At 66.9% G+C, this 15,226-nt stretch carries 17 protein-coding genes and 2 pseudogenes; 13 read left to right on the top strand and 6 right to left on the bottom strand.

Annotated elements, in window-relative coordinates; genetic code table 11:
- Positions 1-113: pseudogene (locus CVUC_RS14245) on the top strand (IS5/IS1182 family transposase); the annotation flags it as partial.
- A gap of 84 nt (positions 114-197) precedes the next feature.
- Here the strand turns inward: CVUC_RS14245 and CVUC_RS14240 are convergent.
- Both CVUC_RS14240 and CVUC_RS14235 read right to left on the bottom strand, forming a co-directional pair.
- On the bottom strand, positions 198-374 hold the full coding sequence (locus tag CVUC_RS14240; protein ID WP_010919404.1) for a DUF4169 family protein: 177 nt from the start codon (positions 372-374) through the stop codon (positions 198-200).
- Between the two features lie 5 nt (positions 375-379).
- Positions 380-1,288 (bottom strand): DUF6807 family protein, encoded by a 909-nt coding sequence (locus CVUC_RS14235; RefSeq protein ID WP_096033153.1) that lies wholly within the window; start codon positions 1,286-1,288, stop codon positions 380-382.
- Between the two features lie 136 nt (positions 1,289-1,424).
- Here CVUC_RS14235 and CVUC_RS14230 point away from each other — a divergent pair, with 136 nt between their 5' ends.
- The 3 genes and pseudogenes from CVUC_RS14230 to CVUC_RS14220 form a co-directional block, all read left to right on the top strand.
- Complete coding sequence (locus CVUC_RS14230; RefSeq protein ID WP_012640262.1) at positions 1,425-1,661, top strand: DUF2171 domain-containing protein; 237 nt, start codon at positions 1,425-1,427, stop codon at positions 1,659-1,661.
- A 126-nt stretch (positions 1,662-1,787) separates the two neighbouring features.
- On the top strand, positions 1,788-2,426 hold the full coding sequence (locus CVUC_RS14225; RefSeq protein ID WP_164468117.1) for a glutathione S-transferase family protein: 639 nt from the start codon (positions 1,788-1,790) through the stop codon (positions 2,424-2,426).
- Positions 2,427-2,439: 13 nt separating this feature from the next.
- A pseudogene (locus CVUC_RS14220) lies at positions 2,440-2,548 on the top strand (hypothetical protein); the annotation flags it as partial.
- A 7-nt stretch (positions 2,549-2,555) separates the two neighbouring features.
- Here the strand turns inward: CVUC_RS14220 and CVUC_RS14215 are convergent.
- Positions 2,556-3,758 carry a pyridoxal phosphate-dependent aminotransferase gene (locus tag CVUC_RS14215; protein WP_096033155.1) on the bottom strand — a complete coding sequence of 401 codons (1,203 nt, stop codon included), beginning with the start codon at positions 3,756-3,758 and terminating at the stop codon, positions 2,556-2,558.
- Positions 3,759-4,020: 262 nt separating this feature from the next.
- Here CVUC_RS14215 and CVUC_RS14210 point away from each other — a divergent pair, with 262 nt between their 5' ends.
- Positions 4,021-4,614 (top strand): hypothetical protein, encoded by a 594-nt coding sequence (locus tag CVUC_RS14210; RefSeq protein WP_010919409.1) that lies wholly within the window; start codon positions 4,021-4,023, stop codon positions 4,612-4,614.
- Here CVUC_RS14210 and CVUC_RS14205 read toward each other — a convergent pair.
- Together CVUC_RS14205 and CVUC_RS14200 are read right to left on the bottom strand one after the other, a co-directional pair.
- A complete protein-coding gene (locus tag CVUC_RS14205; protein WP_096033156.1) occupies positions 4,611-5,150 on the bottom strand; it encodes an NADPH-dependent FMN reductase in 540 nt (179 codons plus the stop codon). The two genes, CVUC_RS14210 and CVUC_RS14205, sit on opposite strands and share 4 nt — an antisense overlap.
- 10 nt (positions 5,151-5,160) lie before the next feature.
- Positions 5,161-5,823: a ParA family protein gene (locus CVUC_RS14200; protein ID WP_096033157.1), complete on the bottom strand. Its 663-nt coding sequence runs from the start codon at positions 5,821-5,823 to the stop codon at positions 5,161-5,163.
- A 218-nt stretch (positions 5,824-6,041) separates the two neighbouring features.
- Here CVUC_RS14200 and CVUC_RS14195 point away from each other — a divergent pair, with 218 nt between their 5' ends.
- The gene (locus CVUC_RS14195) at positions 6,042-6,761 is read left to right on the top strand and encodes a TVP38/TMEM64 family protein (RefSeq protein WP_010919412.1); all 720 of its coding nucleotides are present in this window, start codon (positions 6,042-6,044) and stop codon (positions 6,759-6,761) included.
- Here CVUC_RS14195 and CVUC_RS14190 read toward each other — a convergent pair.
- Entirely contained in the window at positions 6,724-7,398 is a 675-nt protein-coding gene (locus tag CVUC_RS14190) for a TetR/AcrR family transcriptional regulator (protein ID WP_096033158.1), read from the bottom strand. The two genes, CVUC_RS14195 and CVUC_RS14190, sit on opposite strands and share 38 nt — an antisense overlap.
- Positions 7,399-7,447: 49 nt before the next feature.
- Between CVUC_RS14190 and CVUC_RS14185 the strand changes: the two genes are divergently transcribed.
- From CVUC_RS14185 to CVUC_RS14155, 7 genes are all read left to right on the top strand, one after another.
- Complete coding sequence (locus tag CVUC_RS14185) at positions 7,448-9,403, top strand: alkyl/aryl-sulfatase (RefSeq protein ID WP_096033159.1); 1,956 nt, start codon at positions 7,448-7,450, stop codon at positions 9,401-9,403.
- A gap of 97 nt (positions 9,404-9,500) precedes the next feature.
- Positions 9,501-9,557 (top strand): hypothetical protein, encoded by a 57-nt coding sequence (locus tag CVUC_RS14180; RefSeq protein ID WP_024265724.1) that lies wholly within the window; start codon positions 9,501-9,503, stop codon positions 9,555-9,557.
- A gap of 87 nt (positions 9,558-9,644) precedes the next feature.
- On the top strand, positions 9,645-11,219 hold the full coding sequence (locus tag CVUC_RS14175) for a 2-isopropylmalate synthase (RefSeq protein ID WP_010919415.1): 1,575 nt from the start codon (positions 9,645-9,647) through the stop codon (positions 11,217-11,219).
- Positions 11,220-11,346: 127 nt separating this feature from the next.
- Positions 11,347-12,225 carry a DMT family transporter gene (locus CVUC_RS14170; RefSeq protein ID WP_096033160.1) on the top strand — a complete coding sequence of 293 codons (879 nt, stop codon included), beginning with the start codon at positions 11,347-11,349 and terminating at the stop codon, positions 12,223-12,225.
- Between the two features lie 353 nt (positions 12,226-12,578).
- Positions 12,579-13,622: a rod shape-determining protein gene (locus CVUC_RS14165; protein ID WP_010919417.1), complete on the top strand. Its 1,044-nt coding sequence runs from the start codon at positions 12,579-12,581 to the stop codon at positions 13,620-13,622.
- Positions 13,623-13,671: 49 nt separating this feature from the next.
- Positions 13,672-14,712: a rod shape-determining protein MreC gene (gene mreC, locus CVUC_RS14160; RefSeq protein ID WP_096033161.1), complete on the top strand. Its 1,041-nt coding sequence runs from the start codon at positions 13,672-13,674 to the stop codon at positions 14,710-14,712.
- Positions 14,709-15,224, top strand: coding sequence for a hypothetical protein (locus tag CVUC_RS14155; RefSeq protein ID WP_010919419.1), 516 nt, complete (start codon positions 14,709-14,711; stop codon positions 15,222-15,224). Before mreC ends, CVUC_RS14155 begins: the two co-directional genes overlap by 4 nt.
- The last annotated feature ends 2 nt before the right edge of the window (positions 15,225-15,226 follow it).

Genomic DNA, 15,226 nt, shown 5'->3' with positions numbered 1-15,226 from the left:
GCTGCTTCTCAAAGCTCAAGCAGTTCCGGCGCGTTGCAACCCGCTTCGAAAAGACCGCTCGCAACTATCTCGCCGTCGTCACCCTCGCCGCTATTGCCTTGTGGCTGCGATAAGTGTCCACACCGCCTAGAGGTCCTTCGCTTTAGCCGGCGTCATCCAAAGCGTTGGACTGAGCTCCAGATATTTGAAGCTACGCCCTAATCCTCGCGCTTGGCCCCGTCGAGGTCGCGGCGAAGCTTCTCTGCGCGCGCGGCTTCCAGAGATTTCTCCGCCTTGCTGCGGCCGAAACGTACGCGGTTCTCGGTGGCGCGGGCCTTGTCGTCGGCCTTGGCCTTGGCCTTGCGGGCCTGGTTCAGATTGACGATGTCGGCCATGGGTCTCAGAGCTTCTTCTTGGCGGCGGGGCGGATAACCACGGTCTCCTCCAGCCGCAGCGTCTGTTCCTTTTTGAGAATCAGAGGCGCGCGGCCCGGGAAGACGCAGTTCTGCATCGAGCGGTCATTATACAACATCCAGCGGGTCACCGCCTGTCCGTTGGCCTTGCAGGTGAGGCCGATCGTCCAGGCGGGGGCGTTGGATCCGCCCGACCAGGCGAAGCCCATGGCTGCGCCCGCGTTGATCGCCGCGCCGTTAGGCATGATCGTCTTGCCGCCGGATGAGAAGGTCAGGTGCTCGGGATCGACCAATCGGATCGAGAAACCGCCAAAGCCCCGGTCGTCCTCGCTCCCGCCCAGGCCCAGGGCCTCGACCCGCGAGGTGATCATCGTGTCGAATTCCACCCGCCGGGCGCCCGCCTTCAGCGGCCTGACCGTCACCTTGGTGGTTTCCCGGGCGACATAGGCCAGCTCCGGGCCGGAATTGACGATCCAGTCGACCTCGAGCGTCAGGGTCCCGCCACCTTCGGCGTCGCCCAGAAAGCGTTTCTCGCGAACGAAGTACGACAGGTTCTTCATGTACCAGCCGTCGGCGACGGACTTTCCGTTCGCCTGCACCTTCATCCAGGCCCACCAGACGCCCCGGTGATGCGGATGATCGCCCGGCTTGTCCTCGGTCAGCGCGGTTCCGTCCGGCGCATAGAATGGGCTTACATAGTTGGCGCGCCCTGGTTCGGCGGATGGATCCAGCGGCTTGGTCCGATAGACCAGCACGGTCTTGCCCGCTTCGGTCAGGATGACGGCGTCATCGGAAAACACAGCGTCCACCCGCTTGTCGATCGCCGGATCGGCCAGGACGGATGGGGCGGCGAGCAACGCGAACACGACGGCGGTAGCGGGGGCGAGAAGGCGCATGAGGCGTCCTCAAACGAAGTTGGAACATATCAAGAACAATTCATGCGTGCATGGCAAGCTGAAACTTTACCGCAGGCCTGGTCGTTCTGATGTCGCGAGGGACCAAACGGGCCTCGCCAAAGCCTGGAGACTCAAGATGATCGATCTATCCCAGATCAAAGAGCGTCATGAAGTGGTCGGTTCTGACGGCGGCCATGTCGGTCGCGTGGACCATATCGCCGGCGGCGAGATCCAACTGGCCCAGTTCGATCTGGGCGGAGGCCTCAAGCACCACCTGATCCCGCTGTCTTGGGTGGAGTATATCGATGACGCCAAGGTCCATCTCAGCGTGACCAAGGACGACGCCAAGTCCAAGTGGCGCGAAAAGCACTGATCCCGACAAGCAAGCCCGATCTAGCAACGCTCCTGCGGATTCTCGCGGGGGCGTTGGCGCGCGACCGCCGATTCTTGACGCGAGGGGAGAAGCGGGCCCCTATCCGGGCGCTTTATCGGAGGGCTCTTGATGTACACGCTCTATGGTTCGCCCAGCACCGCCGGCACGGCCGTCCACTGGATGCTTCTGGAGCTTGGGGTTCCATTCGAGCTCAAGCTGCTGGATTTCGACAAGGGCGAGCACAAGACGCCCGAGTATCTGGCGCTCAATCCGGATGGCGTGGTTCCCACCCTGATCGTCGATGGCCGGCCGGTGACCCAGATGGCGGCCTTGGTGACCCTGCTCGCCGAGCGTCATCCTGAGGCGGGCTTTGCGCCGACGCCGGGATCTGCCGACCGCGCCGCCTATCTGAGCTGGAGCTTCTGGCTGGCCAACAGCTTCCAGCCGCACTTCCGCGCCTGGTTCTATCCGCACGAACCGGCCGGCGGCGAGGCGCAGGAGGCCGTACAGGCCACTGCGCGGTCGCGGATCGAGGCCGGTCTGGCGCGGCTGGACGCGCATCTGGCCGATCGCGACTACATGGTCGGGGAGGGCTTCACGACCGTGGACCTCCTGGTCACGATCCTCTGCCGCTGGAGCCGGAACATGCCCAAGCCCGCGACCGAGTGGCCGAACCTGAAGCGCTACCTCGACCGTATCCGCCAGCGTCCGGCGCTGCGCGAAGCTCACGCCCGCGAGGGGCTGACCGACTGGATTGATGGGTAGGCGTTAAATCCTCCCCCCAAGGGGGAGGCGGCCGAAGGCCGGAGGGGGAAGTTCGGGCTATCCGGCTTCTTCCCCCTCCGTCGTCTCTTCGAGCCGACACCTCCCCCGCGAGGGGGAGGATTTGAGGCTTTACTTCACGCTGGCGCAGAAGCGCTGGATGCGCGAGCAGGCGTCTTCCAGCACGTCGTTGCTGGTGGCGTAGCTGATGCGGAAGAACGGCGAGAGGCCAAAGGCCGCGCCGTGCACGACGGCCACGCCTTCGCTCTCCAGCAGTTCGGTGGCGAAGTCCTCGTCGCTCTCGATGACCTTGCCCGAGGGGGCGGTCTTGCCGATCAGGCCGGCGCACGAGGGATAGACGTAGAAGGCGCCTTCCGGGGTCGGGCAGTGCAGGCCGGTGGCCTGGTTCAGCATCGACACGACGAGGTCGCGGCGCTCCTGGAACAGCTTGGCGTTCGGCTTGATGAAGTCCTGCGTGCCGTTCAGCGCCTCCAGCGCGGCCCACTGCGAGATCGAGCAGGGGTTGGAGGTCGTCTGGCTGATCATCTTGCCCATGGCCTTGATCAGCGGCTCGGGACCGGCGGCGTAGCCGATGCGCCAGCCGGTCATCGAATAGCCCTTCGACACCCCGTTCATCGTCAGGGTGCGGTCATAGAGCTTGGGCTCGACCTGGGCGATGGTGGTGAACTCGAAGTCGTCGAACACCAGGTGCTCGTACATGTCGTCGGTCAGCACCCAGACCTGCGGGTGGCGCAGCAGCACATCGGCGATCGCCTGCAGCTCGGCGCGGCTATAGGCGCCGCCCGACGGGTTCGAGGGGCTGTTGATGATCAGCCACTTGGTCTTCGGCGTGATCGCCGCCTCGAGGGCTTCCGGCGTGATCTTGAAGCCGCTTTCGGCGGTGGTCTCGACCGAAACGGGCGTGCCGCCGGCCAGCAGGGTCATGTCGGGGTACGACACCCAGTACGGCGCGGGGATGATCACCTCGTCGCCCGGGTTCAGGGTGGCGACCAGGGCGTTGTAGATCACCGGCTTGCCGCCCGGGGCGACGTGGATCTGGCTGGGCTTGTACTCCAGGCCGTTCTCGCGCTTGAACTTGGCGCAGATGGCGGCCTTCAGCTCGGGCATGCCGTCCGGATCGGTGTACTTGGTCTTGCCCGCCTTGATCGCTTCGATGGCGGCGTTCTTGATGTTGTCGGGCGTGTCGAAGTCCGGCTCGCCCGCAGACAGGGCGATCACGTCACGGCCGGCGGCTTTCAGCGCGCGCGCCTTGGCGCTGATGGCGATGGTGGCCGACGGTGCGATACGCCGCAGGGCGGCGGACTCGAGCGACATCTTGCAGAACTCCCCTGGGTTGCCTGGTCCGAACAACAGGACCGTTTTCAGGATTGCGGCGGTGTTTACGCCCCCGGTGGCCGTGGTGCAACGCGGCAAGGCCGGGGTTCATGACATTTTGGCCAAGTTCCTGCCTCAGGGTTCTTGCCTAAGGCGACCACTGAAGATACCGCTACCATTTGTAGGATCGATCCCGAGAACGCGGACGATCCTCGGGGGAAACGCGCGGCCGCGGGACGGCCAGGCAGGGGGAACGCCGCCTATGAAATGGAAGCTTCTGTATATCGCGCTGGCTGCGCTGGCGCTGGCGATCGGGGCCGCTTCGCCAGGACTGGCGCGCCAGTCCAGCGACGGCGACATCCTGCAAAAGGCGATCAACAAGCCTTCGGCGACCTGGGGCGTCTATGGCGCCGGCCAGAAGAACGCGCCGATCAAGGACAAGACGGTTCAGGGCGGCGGGGCGACGAAGGTCGAGGTCCAGGGCGCCGGCGCCAATCCGTGGGACGTCAGCGCGTCGCAGCCCCTGACCGGCAATATCAGCAAGGGTGACGTGCTGCTGGTGGCGTTCTGGGCCAAGGCCGAGGCCGTCGACGGCGGTCCGGCCAGCGCCGACATCCCCGCCGTGCGCATTCAGCAATCCGCGGCGCCTTATGACGCGGCGATGCAGGGGCGGATCAAGGTCGGCGGCGAGTGGAAGATGTACACTGTGCCCGGCCGCGCCTTGATCGACATTCCGGCGGGCGCCGGCGCGGTCGGCCTGCATCTGGCTTCGGCCAAACAGACGGTGTTGCTCGGCGCGCTGTTCGTGCTGAACTTCGGGCCGGACTACGATCTGCGCAAGCTGACGGGCGGTTAAGCCCGCGCGCGGACGATCTCGACGAAACTCGCCAGGTGGCGCGTGATCGCCTGGCGGGTGCGCTCGTCGGTCAGCACGCCATCTTCGATCTTGGTATGGGCCTGACCGACCAGCATGTCCGACAGCGGGGCGAGGTCACAGCCGACCCGGCGCAGGTTCAGGCGCAGCGCATCCTGAGCGCGGACGGTTCCGGTGACGCCGGGGCTGGCCCCCATGGCGCAGGCGATCTTGCCGTCGAGAGGCGCGGGCTTGCCGCGTGAGGCCCAGTCGATGGCGTTCTTCAGCGCGGCGGTGAGACCACCGTTGTACTCCGGGCAAGCGATCAGCAGCGCCGGCGCGGCCCGCACCGCGTCCTTCCAGGCCACGACCGGCGGCGGATCGCCCTCTGCCTCCACGTCCTCATTGAAGAACGGCAGGTCGTGCAGGCGGAAGATCTCGATCTCGACGCCCTCCGGCGCGAGGTCGCGCGCGGCGCGCAGCAGGGCGGTATTGTAGGACGCGGCCCTGAGGCTGCCGGAGATGGCCAGGATCTTCATCGGGGGCAGACTATCCCGCCCGAACCCGGATGTCCCCTTGGCCCAGCAGTATCGGCGCCAAGAGCGCCCACAGCCGGGAAATCTCCTCTGCGGCGGGCGATCCGGGGTCCCACTCGCAGACGGATCGACCATGGGCGATCGATTGCTGGAAGGCGGCGCGGGCGCGCAGGCCCACAGACGCCAGCGGCATACCGGTGAAGCGCAGGGCCTCGGCGGCCTTCAGCACCGCCGGCGGCTCGACGCCGTTGCGACGCGGCGGAGCCTGGCTGAGCACGATCAAGCCCTTCTTGCCCAGGCGGCGGACGGCTTCGGCCGAGCGGACCACCGAGGCGATGTCCAGGAAGGTGGGGCGGCAGACCAGCACGCACAGATCGGCGCAGTTGATGGCCTGAAGGACGTCCGACTCCGGTGAGGCGGGGGTGTCGATGACCAGGGCGTCGAAGTCCGTGTTCTGGGCCTGAACCTGGGTCGAGAAGAGCTTGCCCGCATTGATCTCAGCGAGCGTTGGGCCTTCGCCGACGCGGGCTCTTAGGGCGTCCGACGCCGAGCGTTGCGGGTCGATGTCGGCCAGCATGGTGCGAAGACCGGCCAGATGCGCCGTGATCGCCAGATTGACCGAGAGCGTCGTCTTGCCCGCGCCGCCCTTGCGGGAGATGACAGCCAGGGTTTTCACGTCCGCGACTCCTTAACAGGCCAAGGTTTGCGGGCCTTGCAGCCTGTGGATAAGTAACGCTGTCATGTGAAGGGCGCGCAACACAAATGTCGCCACGGGCGAATCAGGGCGTCCCCGGATCGCGGTTTAGCGGTATCGGCCGGAAAAACGCCCGTTTCCTTTGCAGGTCTCGAGGCCGCGCCGCTTGACCCCCGACGGCGCTTGGGCGAGGAGGGCCCGTGATCCGCCGTTTCATCGACTTCATAACCAATATGGACGCCCGCGCCTGGCGCATGGTGGCGGTGTCGTTCGTGCTGTTCGGCGGCGTGGGCTTGGTCTTCCTGTTCGGTGCGCAACTGCTGGGCCTGAACGGCGAGGCGACCGTCGAGCACTGGCTGCTGGCCGCAAGCGGGCCCTGGGCGCTGCCGGTGGCGGTGGCCGTCTTCGCGATCATGGCGTTCCTGGGCGTGCCGCAGTTCGTTCTGATCGCTGCAGCCGTGGTGGCCTTTGGGCCCTGGACCGGCTTCGCCTACAGCTGGATCGGCACCCTGGTGTCGTCGCTGGTCGGCTTCTGGCTGGGAAGGGCCTATGGCGCGCGGATCCTGCGCGATTTCGCCGGCGAGAGCGTCAACAAGTTCATGCGGATGATCGGCAAGAACGGCTTCATGGCCAGCCTGATCGTGCGCCTGGTGCCCAGCGCGCCGTTCATCGTCGTCAACATGGCCGCGGGCGTCACGCCCATGCGGCTGCGCGACTTCGCCGCCGGCACCGCCATCGGCATCGTGCCGAAGATCGCCCTGACGGCCTTCGCCGGCAATTCGATCGTTCAGGCCATGCGGGGCGGCGGCAAGCAGCACATCGCCATGATCGCCCTGGCGATCGTGATCTGGCTGGGCATGGGCCTCTTGAGCCGCGCCTGGCTTACCCGCCGTGAGGCGGGGGAAGCGGGAGAGGGCTGAGCCCCGCCGCCGCATAGGTGGCTTCCCGCCACGCCCGGACGATCTCGCCAAACCATCGCGTGCGGGTCTCGTCGTCCATCCCGTCGCTATCCTCGATCCCGGCGGCCCAGGCTTCGATCACGAACGGCATGAAGGTCCGCGCGGCGTGGCGGCAGGTGGCGCGCGCCTTGTCCGAAGCCTGCGCCGGTGCGGCCACGAAGGGCTCGATCAGCCGGGTCAGCAGGTCTTCCAACGCGGCGCGCCAGACGGCGGCCTCCGGCGCGCCGCGCGCGTCACGCAGCAGCAACAGGGCGAGCTTGGGATTGGCGCGCGACATCGTGACCAACCGGGCGATGCTCGACCCGTAGCCGCCCCAGGGGCGACCAGAGTCGGCCTCGATACGCGCCAGCATGTCTCCGAACAGGGCGTCGATCAGGGCCTGCCGCGACGGATAGAGCCGGTAGATCAGGATCTTGGCCACGCCCATCCGGTCGGCGACATCCTGCATCGTGGCCGACTGCAGGCCTTTTTCCGCGAAGATCTCGACGGCGGCTTCCAGCACCGCCAGGCCGCGCGCGGCCTTGTCGACGCGCGGCTTGGGCTGGCCGGGGCGGCCTCTTGGAGTGCTGGCGCTGGGGGCTTTCGCGACGGGGCTCATCGATGATATGTAGAATGAAACTATAAAGTTTCAAATATCGGGGAGCGAGATGCGCAAAGGAATGTTCGCGGTCAGCGTGTTGGCCTTGATCCTGGCGGCGGGCGCGGCCCGGGCGGGCGAGCCGGCCACGCCGACCACCGCCGAGCGTCAGAAAGCCTTCGCCCAGACCCTTCCGCTGAACGACCGGCAGGACTTCGAGTTTGCCGACAAGGGGTTCCTGGGCACGCGGGCGGATCCGATCATCCGGCGCGCCGACGGGCAGGCGGCCTGGAACCTCGCCGCCTACGACTTCCTGAAGGCCGAGCCGCCGGCGACGGTGAACCCCAGCCTCTGGCGTCAGGCGCAGCTGCTGTCCAAGCACGGGCTGTATCAGGTGTCGGACCGCGTCTATCAGGTGCGCGGCTTCGACATTTCCAACATCACCTTCGTGCGCGGCGACACGGGATGGATCGTGATCGATCCCCTGACCATGCAGGAGACGGCCCGGGCCGCGCTCGAGCTGGTCAACGAGAAGCTGGGCAAGCTGCCGGTCACGGCGGTGGTCTATACCCATAGTCACAGCGACCACTTCGGCGGGGTTCGCGGCGTGGTCGACGAGGCCGACGTCAAGAGCGGCAAGGTCCCGATCGTCGCGCCCAAGGGCTTCATGGAAGAGGTCGCCGCCGAGAACATCCTGGCCGGCAACGCCATGAGCCGCCGGGCCCAGTACCAGTTCGGCGTCATGTTGCCGCCGGGCGTCGAGGGCCAGATCACCGCCGGCATCGGCCAGAACATCGCCCGCGGCTCGATCACCCTGATCCCGCCGACGGTCATCATCGACCATACCGGCCAGGAACTGACCCTGGATGGGGTCAAGGTGCGGTTCCAGTACACGCCCTCGACCGAGGCCCCGGCCGAGATGAATCTCTATTTCCCGGACCTGCGCATCCTGGACATGGCCGAGAACGCCAATGTCTCGATGCACAACATCCTGACCCCGCGTGGGGCCCTGGTGCGAGACGCCAAGGCCTGGGCTGATGGTCTGACCGAGGCGCTGCGCCTGTTTGGGGACAACTCCGACATCATGATCACCAGCCACGGCTGGCCGCGCTTTGGCGGGGCGGTGGTCAAGGATTTCCTGGCCGACCACCGAGACGCCTACAAGTATCTGCACGATCAGACGGTGCGGATGATGAACCGCGGCATGACCGGCGACGAGATCGCCGCGAAGATCCAACTGCCCCCGGCCCTGGCCAGGAACTGGTTCAATCGTGGCTACTATGGCTCGATGAGCTTCAACAGCCGGGCCGTCTATCAGCGCTATATGGGCTGGTACGACGCCAATCCCGCACATCTGATCCCGGCGCCGCCGGCCGACTCCGGCAAGCGCTATGTGGCGGCCATGGGCGGCGCGGCCAAGGTCAAGGCGCTGGCCGGCGAGGCCGCCGCCAAGGGTGACTATGGCTGGGCGGCCAGCTTGCTGAACCACGCAGTCATGGCCGACGACGGCGACAAGGAGGCCAAGCGTCTGCTGGCCGGTGTCTACGACCAACTCGGCTACCAGACCGAGAACGCGCTGTGGCGGAACATGTACCTGACGGCCGCAGACGAACTGCGCGGCGGGGTTCGCAAGTTGCCACCGTCCATGACGCCGCTGGACATGATCGCCGCGCTGGAAAGCCAGATGATCTTCGACGTCCTGGCCATCCGCCTCAATGCCGAGAAGGCCGGCGACGCGCGGCTGCGGATGGTGTTCGCCTTCCCCGATCGCAACGAGCGTTTCCTGATCGAGGTTCGCAACGGCGTGCTGGTGGCTCAGCCCTCGAAGGGCGGGGAGGGGGCGGACGCCACCCTGACTGTCGATCGGGCCGTGTTCCTGGAGTCGTTGTTCGGCGGAACCTCGCTATTGCCCAAGATCCTGAAGGGCGAGGTCAAGCTGGAGGGTGATCGCGCGGCGATGAGCCGGCTGGCGGGTTGGTTTGACACCTTCCCCTCCGACTTCCCGATTGTAACGCGCCCGAACTAACTGGCTTTGGGGAAGAAATTTGCGCCTCCAACGACCGATTGTTCTGGCTGGCGCAAATTGCTTGCTCGATTCAGGCCCCCTGTGTAGAAAGTCAGGCATGACTGTCACGCGCGACCTGCTTTCGCTTCGGCTTATCAGCCCCTGGGCGCTCTAGGGGCCGCGCATCGTCGTGGCCGGGCGCACAGGGGATGATTGAACCCGCAGCCCGCACGCAGACACACCCCTTTCGACGAGTACTTCCATGACCTCCGTACCCGCTGGCGCTATCAGCAAGCGCGACAACGTCGTCGTATTTGACACCACCATGCGCGACGGCGAGCAGTCGCCCGGCGCCTCCATGTCGCTGGAAGAGAAGCTGGAACTGGCCAAGATCCTCGAGGAGATGGGGGTCGACGTCATCGAGGCCGGCTTCCCGATCGCCTCGAACGGCGACTTCGAAGCTGTCCGTCAGATCGCCGAACTGATCACCGAGAGCACCGTCTGCGGCCTGGCGCGCGCCGCCGCCGGCGACATCGATCGCTGCGCCGAGGCCGTGCGCCGCGCCAAGCGCGGCCGCATCCACACCTTCATCTCCACCAGCCCCGTACACATGAAGTACAAGCTGCAGATGGAGCCGGACGCGGTTCTGGAAGCGATCACCCGTTCGGTCAGCCACGCTCGTAACCTGGTCGGTGACGTCGAGTGGTCGGCCGAGGACGCCACCCGCACCGAGCGCGACTTCCTGAAGCGCTGCGTCGAGGCGGCGATCAAGGCCGGCGCCACCACGATCAACCTGCCCGACACCGTCGGCTATTCGTATCCGTCGGAGTACGGCGAGCTGTTTCGTGACGTGATCACCAGCGTTCCGGGCGCCGACAAGGCGATCTTCTCGGCCCACTGCCACAACGATCTGGGCCTGGCTGTGGCCAACTCGATCGCCGCCATCGAAGGCGGCGCCCGTCAGGTCGAGGTCGCGATCAACGGCATCGGCGAGCGCGCCGGCAACGCCGCGCTGGAAGAGATCGTCATGGCCCTGCGCGTGCGCGGCGACCATCTGCCGTACGGCACCAGCGTTGATCCCGTGCACATCACCCGCGCCAGCCGCTACGTCTCGGCTATCACCGGCTTCCCGGTGCAGTTCAACAAGGCGATCGTCGGCAAGAACGCCTTCGCGCATGAGAGCGGCATCCACCAGGACGGCATGCTGAAGAACGCCGAGACCTACGAGATCATGAAGCCGGAGGACGTGGGGCAGGGCGCCACGAACCTGGTCATGGGCAAGCACTCGGGCCGCCACGCCTTCCGCGAGAAGCTGAAGGCCCTGGGTTACGAGCTGGGCCAGAACGCCCTGAACGACGCCTTTGGCCGCTTCAAGGAACTGGCCGACAAGAAGAAGCACGTCTTCGACGACGACATCGTCGCCCTGGTCGACGACGCCCTGGCTCGTGGCTCGGAGAAGATCCGCGTGTCGCGCCTGCGAGTCGTGGCCGGCACCGACGGCCAGTCGGCCGAGCTGACCCTGGATATCGACGGCGTCGCCAGCACGGCCGAGGCGACGGGCGACGGCCCGGTCGACGCAGTGTTCAACGCCATCCACAAGATCGTGCCGCACAGCGCCGCCCTGCGCCTCTTCCAGGTGCATGCGGTGACCGAAGGCACGGACGCCCAGGCCCAGGTCTCGGTGCGCCTGGAGGAGGACGGCCGCATCGCCACCGGCGCGGCCGCCGACACCGACACCCTGACCGCCTCGGCCAAGGCCTATGTCAACGCGCTGAACAACCTCTTCGCCCGCAAGGAGAAGAGCCGGCCTGAAGCGGCGATCGCCAGCGGGTTCTAACCCCCAAGCGCTATTGCGACGGACAGGTTGATCCTGTCCGTCAATCTTGCCGGCCCGCCAGGACCGTGACACCCCACGCGCGCCTTTGAGCGTGGGGTCTGCTCACGTCGATAAGGGGGAGGGGCGTTTGATCTGGATTCCCATCACCGTCGCGGCGACGGCCTTTCAGGTCGCGCGCAACGCCGCCCAGCGCTCGATCATGGGCGAAGCGGGGCCGTGGGGCGCGACCCTCGTGCGGTTTCTGTTCGGCTTGCCGTTCGCCACCCTGTTCGCGGCGATCGCCTGGCTGGTGACGCCGGGTGCGACCGCGCACGCCAGCTTGCCGTTCTGGATCGCCTGCGTGGCGGGCGCGGGGCTGCAGATCGCCGCGACGGCGGCGCTGCTCACGGCCATGCAGCGCTCGAGCTTCGCCCTGGGCACGGCCATGCAGCAGAGCGGGCTGCCGTTCGCCCTGATCTGGGGCGTGCTGTTCTTCGGCGACCACGTCGGCCCAGTGGCCTGGGCCGGGGGACTGATCGCGACCCTGGGCCTTGCGATCCTGACCTGGCCGCGCGGTGATGTGGTGATGCGCAAGGGCGCGGTCTGGGCCGGACTGGGATCGGGCGCGATCTTCGCGCTCAGCGCCAACTGTTTTCGGCAAGCCAGTCTGGCCTTCGAGCCGGCCCATCCCGCCGCCTCGGCCTTCGTGACGGTGATGGTGGTGCAGGCCATCCAGACGCTCGCACTGACGAGCTACCTGGCCTGGCGCGATCGCGCAGCCCTCAAGGCCGTCATCGCCGCCTGGCGGCAGTCCCTGGGCGCGGGCTTTTGCGGCGCAGCGGCGTCTGGCCTGTGGTTCACCGCTATGACGCTCTCGCCGGTGGGGCCGGTCAGAGCGGTCGGCGTGGTCGAAATGCCGATCGCCGCCATCGCCGGACGACGCCTGTTCAAGGAACGCCTGACCCCTTTGCAGGTGGTCGCCGGTCTCGTGACGGCGGTCGGCGTGGTCATGGCCGCGCTCGGCTAGATTTGGCCACTTTCGGATGCTTGGCGGGTCCCATCGCGAAACCCGTGAAGAGCTCCGCGAATAGACCTTGAAATCAACGCTTTCGCAGGGCAAACGGGCGGCGTCGGCGCGTTTATCGTCGCTCGGACGACGGCGCGGCCAGGGGGCGGCGCTCCCGTCGGGCGGCTGGACGCGCGGACCGGGTCGAAATCCCCCAAATGCGGGAATCATGTTGTCCTCGCATTGAATTGAAGTAGGAGCCTTTTCTTCTCCGCCGACCCCGTCTTCAGAGATGGATTTGGCCCTTCTTCTACGATCTGCCCCTCGATCCGACCGCTCGTTACGCCCCTCCTACCCCTCAGTCAGGGCTTTCAATGTTCTCTTCCCTTTTCGGCGTGATCTCGAACGACATCGCCATCGACCTCGGAACGGCCAACACCCTGATCTATCAGAAGGGTAAGGGCATCGTGCTGAACGAGCCGTCGGTGGTGGCGCTACGCAATGTGGGCGGGCGCAAGGTCGTCCACGCCGTGGGCATCGAGGCCAAGCAGATGCTGGGTCGTACGCCGGGTCACATGGAAGCCATCCGCCCGATGCGCGACGGCGTGATCGCCGACTTCGAAGTCGCCGAAGAGATGATCAAGTACTTCATCCGCAAGGTTCACAACCGCAAGGGCTTCGTGAACCCGAAGGTGATCGTGTGCGTGCCGTCGGGCGCCACCGCCGTGGAACGCCGCGCCATCAACGACAGCTGCCTGAACGCCGGCGCGCGCCGCGTGGGCCTCATCGACGAGCCGATGGCCGCCGCGATCGGGGCGGGCCTGCCGATCCACGAGCCGACCGGCTCGATGGTCGTCGACATCGGCGGCGGCACCACCGAGGTGGCCGTGCTGTCGCTGTCGGGCATCGTCTATTCGCGCAGCGTCCGCGTCGGCGGCGACAAGATGGACGAGGCGATCATCAGCTATATGCGTCGCCACCATAACCTGCTGATCGGCGAGACGACCGCCGAGCGCATCAAGAAGGAAATCGGCACCGCCCGCGCGCCGGCCGACGGCGAAGGTCTGTCGATCGACGTCAAGGGCCGCGACCTGATGCAGGGCGTGCCGCGCGAAGTCCGCATCAGCGAAAAGCAGGCCGCCGACGCCCTGGCTGAACCGGTCGGTCAGATCGTCGAGGCCGTGAAGGTCGCCCTGGAGGCCACGCCGCCGGAACTGGCCAGCGACATCGCCGACAAGGGCATCATGCTGACGGGCGGCGGCGCGCTGCTGCGCGGCCTGGACGCTGAGATCCGCGATCATACCGGCCTGCCGGTCACGGTCGCCGACGATCCGCTCTCGTGCGTGGCCCTGGGCTGCGGCAAGGTGCTGGAACATCCCAAGTGGATGAAGGGCGTCCTGGAATCCACGCTGGCCTAGGCCGGTATTCCTTATAGAAGCGCCGCGGGGGGCGTCGGGAGAAACTTAAGTGCGCTTTCGTGAAGGTCCGCTGGGCGACCTGAAGGTGCCATTGACGTGGACGGCGGCGGTCGCGCTGATCGTGGCCGCAGTCATCGGCGTCGCCTTTCTCCTGGCCGACCGTCGCGAGACGCTTCAGGAGCAGGCCTATGGCGTCACGCGGCAGACCGTCGACACCGTGGCCCGCCCTGTCAGCGGCGCGATCGCCGCGCCGGGGCGCTGGACGGGCCTGGGCCTTGACTATGTCCGCAGCTACTTCTTCACCGCGCATGAGAACCGGCGCCTGAAGGTCGAACTGGCCGAGATGCGCCAGTGGCGCGACCGGGCCCTGGCGCTGCAGGACCAGAACGATCGCTTCAAGAGCCTCCTGGGCCTGCGGACCGATCCGCCGATCCCGATGGCGTCGGCCCGGGTGGTCAGCGACAGCCGCGGCCCGTTCGCCAACACCCGTCTGGCGGACGCGGGCTCGGAGCGCGGCATCGTGGTCGGCAATCCGGTCCTGAACGAGCGCGGCCTGGTGGGCCGGGTGGTCGGTGTTTCGCGCGGTGTGAGCCGGGTGCTGCTGCTGACCGACATCGCCTCGCGCACCCCGGTCATGATCGACCGCACCAATGCGCGGGCCATCCTGACCGGCGATGGCGGGCCCAATCCCAAGCTTGACTACCTGCGCGGCGTCGATCCGATCCAGCAGGGCGACCGGGTGGTCACCTCCGGCGACGGCGGTGTGGTGCCGCGCGGCCTGCCGGTGGGCGCGGCCGTGAAGGGGCTCGATGGCCGCTGGCGCGTCGTGCTGTTCGCCGACCAGGCTTCGATCGACTATGTGCGGATTCTGCTGTTCAAGGACTTCGCCCAACTGGCTGACGAAAAACAGCTTCAGGCCCGCTCTCTGCCGCCGGTAACGACCGAGGATCCGCAGACCTCGATCCTGTCGAACCCCGTCTCGCGACCGGTCGCGCCGACGCCTTCGCCGGCCACGGCCACGCCGTCGGCGGCGCCGGCCGCACGACCGGCCACCACCGCCACGCCGCCTCAGACGGGAGCGCCCCGATGAGCATGAGCGGCGCCCGGCCTCTCAATCCGGCGCGATGGCTGGGCGTGCCCATGCTGATGTGCATCGGCGCCACCATGGCTTTCGCCGCGCCGATCCGGATCTGGGGTCTGCAATTGCCCGAGCCGGTCTTCGCTATGGTGCCGGCCTTCGCCTGGGCCATGATCCGTCCCTCGATCATGGCGCCGTTCGCCCTGCTGGTGTTGGGCTTGTTCCTGGACATCTTCTGGGGCGGCCCGACCGGCCTTTGGGGCCTGTCGCTGCTGGTCGCCTATGCGATGGTTCTGATCCTGCGCAACGCGATGACGGGGCAGAGCCGTCCGATGATGTGGGCCTGGTTCGCCGGCGTGACGGCGATCGCCATGATCGCCAGCTTCCTGATCACCATGCTCGACAGCCTGGCCATGCCCAGCCTGCTGGCGGTGTTCTGGCAGTTCCTGGTGACGGCGCTGCTGTTCCCGTTCGCTCACCGGCTGGTCGATCGCTTCGAGGACGCCGACGTGCGGTTCCGGTGAGG

This window comes from Caulobacter vibrioides (assembly GCF_002858865.1).
GTDB classification, from domain to species: Bacteria; Pseudomonadota; Alphaproteobacteria; order Caulobacterales; family Caulobacteraceae; genus Caulobacter; species Caulobacter vibrioides.
This window is presented reverse-complemented; position numbering and strand designations above follow the sequence as displayed.

Bases quoted from the DNA above. Each gene is read 5' to 3' on its own strand.
- CVUC_RS14240 (WP_010919404.1), bottom strand. From the start codon at position 374: ATGGCCGACATCGTCAATCTGAACCAGGCCCGCAAGGCCAAGGCCAAG.
- CVUC_RS14235 (WP_096033153.1), bottom strand. From the start codon at position 1,288: ATGCGCCTTCTCGCCCCCGCTACCGCCGTCGTGTTCGCGTTGCTCGCC.
- CVUC_RS14230 (WP_012640262.1), top strand. From the start codon at position 1,425: ATGATCGATCTATCCCAGATCAAAGAGCGTCATGAAGTGGTCGGTTCT.
- CVUC_RS14215 (WP_096033155.1), bottom strand. From the start codon at position 3,758: ATGTCGCTCGAGTCCGCCGCCCTGCGGCGTATCGCACCGTCGGCCACC.
- CVUC_RS14210 (WP_010919409.1), top strand. From the start codon at position 4,021: ATGAAATGGAAGCTTCTGTATATCGCGCTGGCTGCGCTGGCGCTGGCG.
- CVUC_RS14205 (WP_096033156.1), bottom strand. From the start codon at position 5,150: ATGAAGATCCTGGCCATCTCCGGCAGCCTCAGGGCCGCGTCCTACAAT.
- CVUC_RS14190 (WP_096033158.1), bottom strand. From the start codon at position 7,398: ATGAGCCCCGTCGCGAAAGCCCCCAGCGCCAGCACTCCAAGAGGCCGC.
- CVUC_RS14185 (WP_096033159.1), top strand. From the start codon at position 7,448: ATGCGCAAAGGAATGTTCGCGGTCAGCGTGTTGGCCTTGATCCTGGCG.
- CVUC_RS14175 (WP_010919415.1), top strand. From the start codon at position 9,645: ATGACCTCCGTACCCGCTGGCGCTATCAGCAAGCGCGACAACGTCGTC.
- CVUC_RS14165 (WP_010919417.1), top strand. From the start codon at position 12,579: ATGTTCTCTTCCCTTTTCGGCGTGATCTCGAACGACATCGCCATCGAC.
- CVUC_RS14155 (WP_010919419.1), top strand. From the start codon at position 14,709: ATGAGCATGAGCGGCGCCCGGCCTCTCAATCCGGCGCGATGGCTGGGC.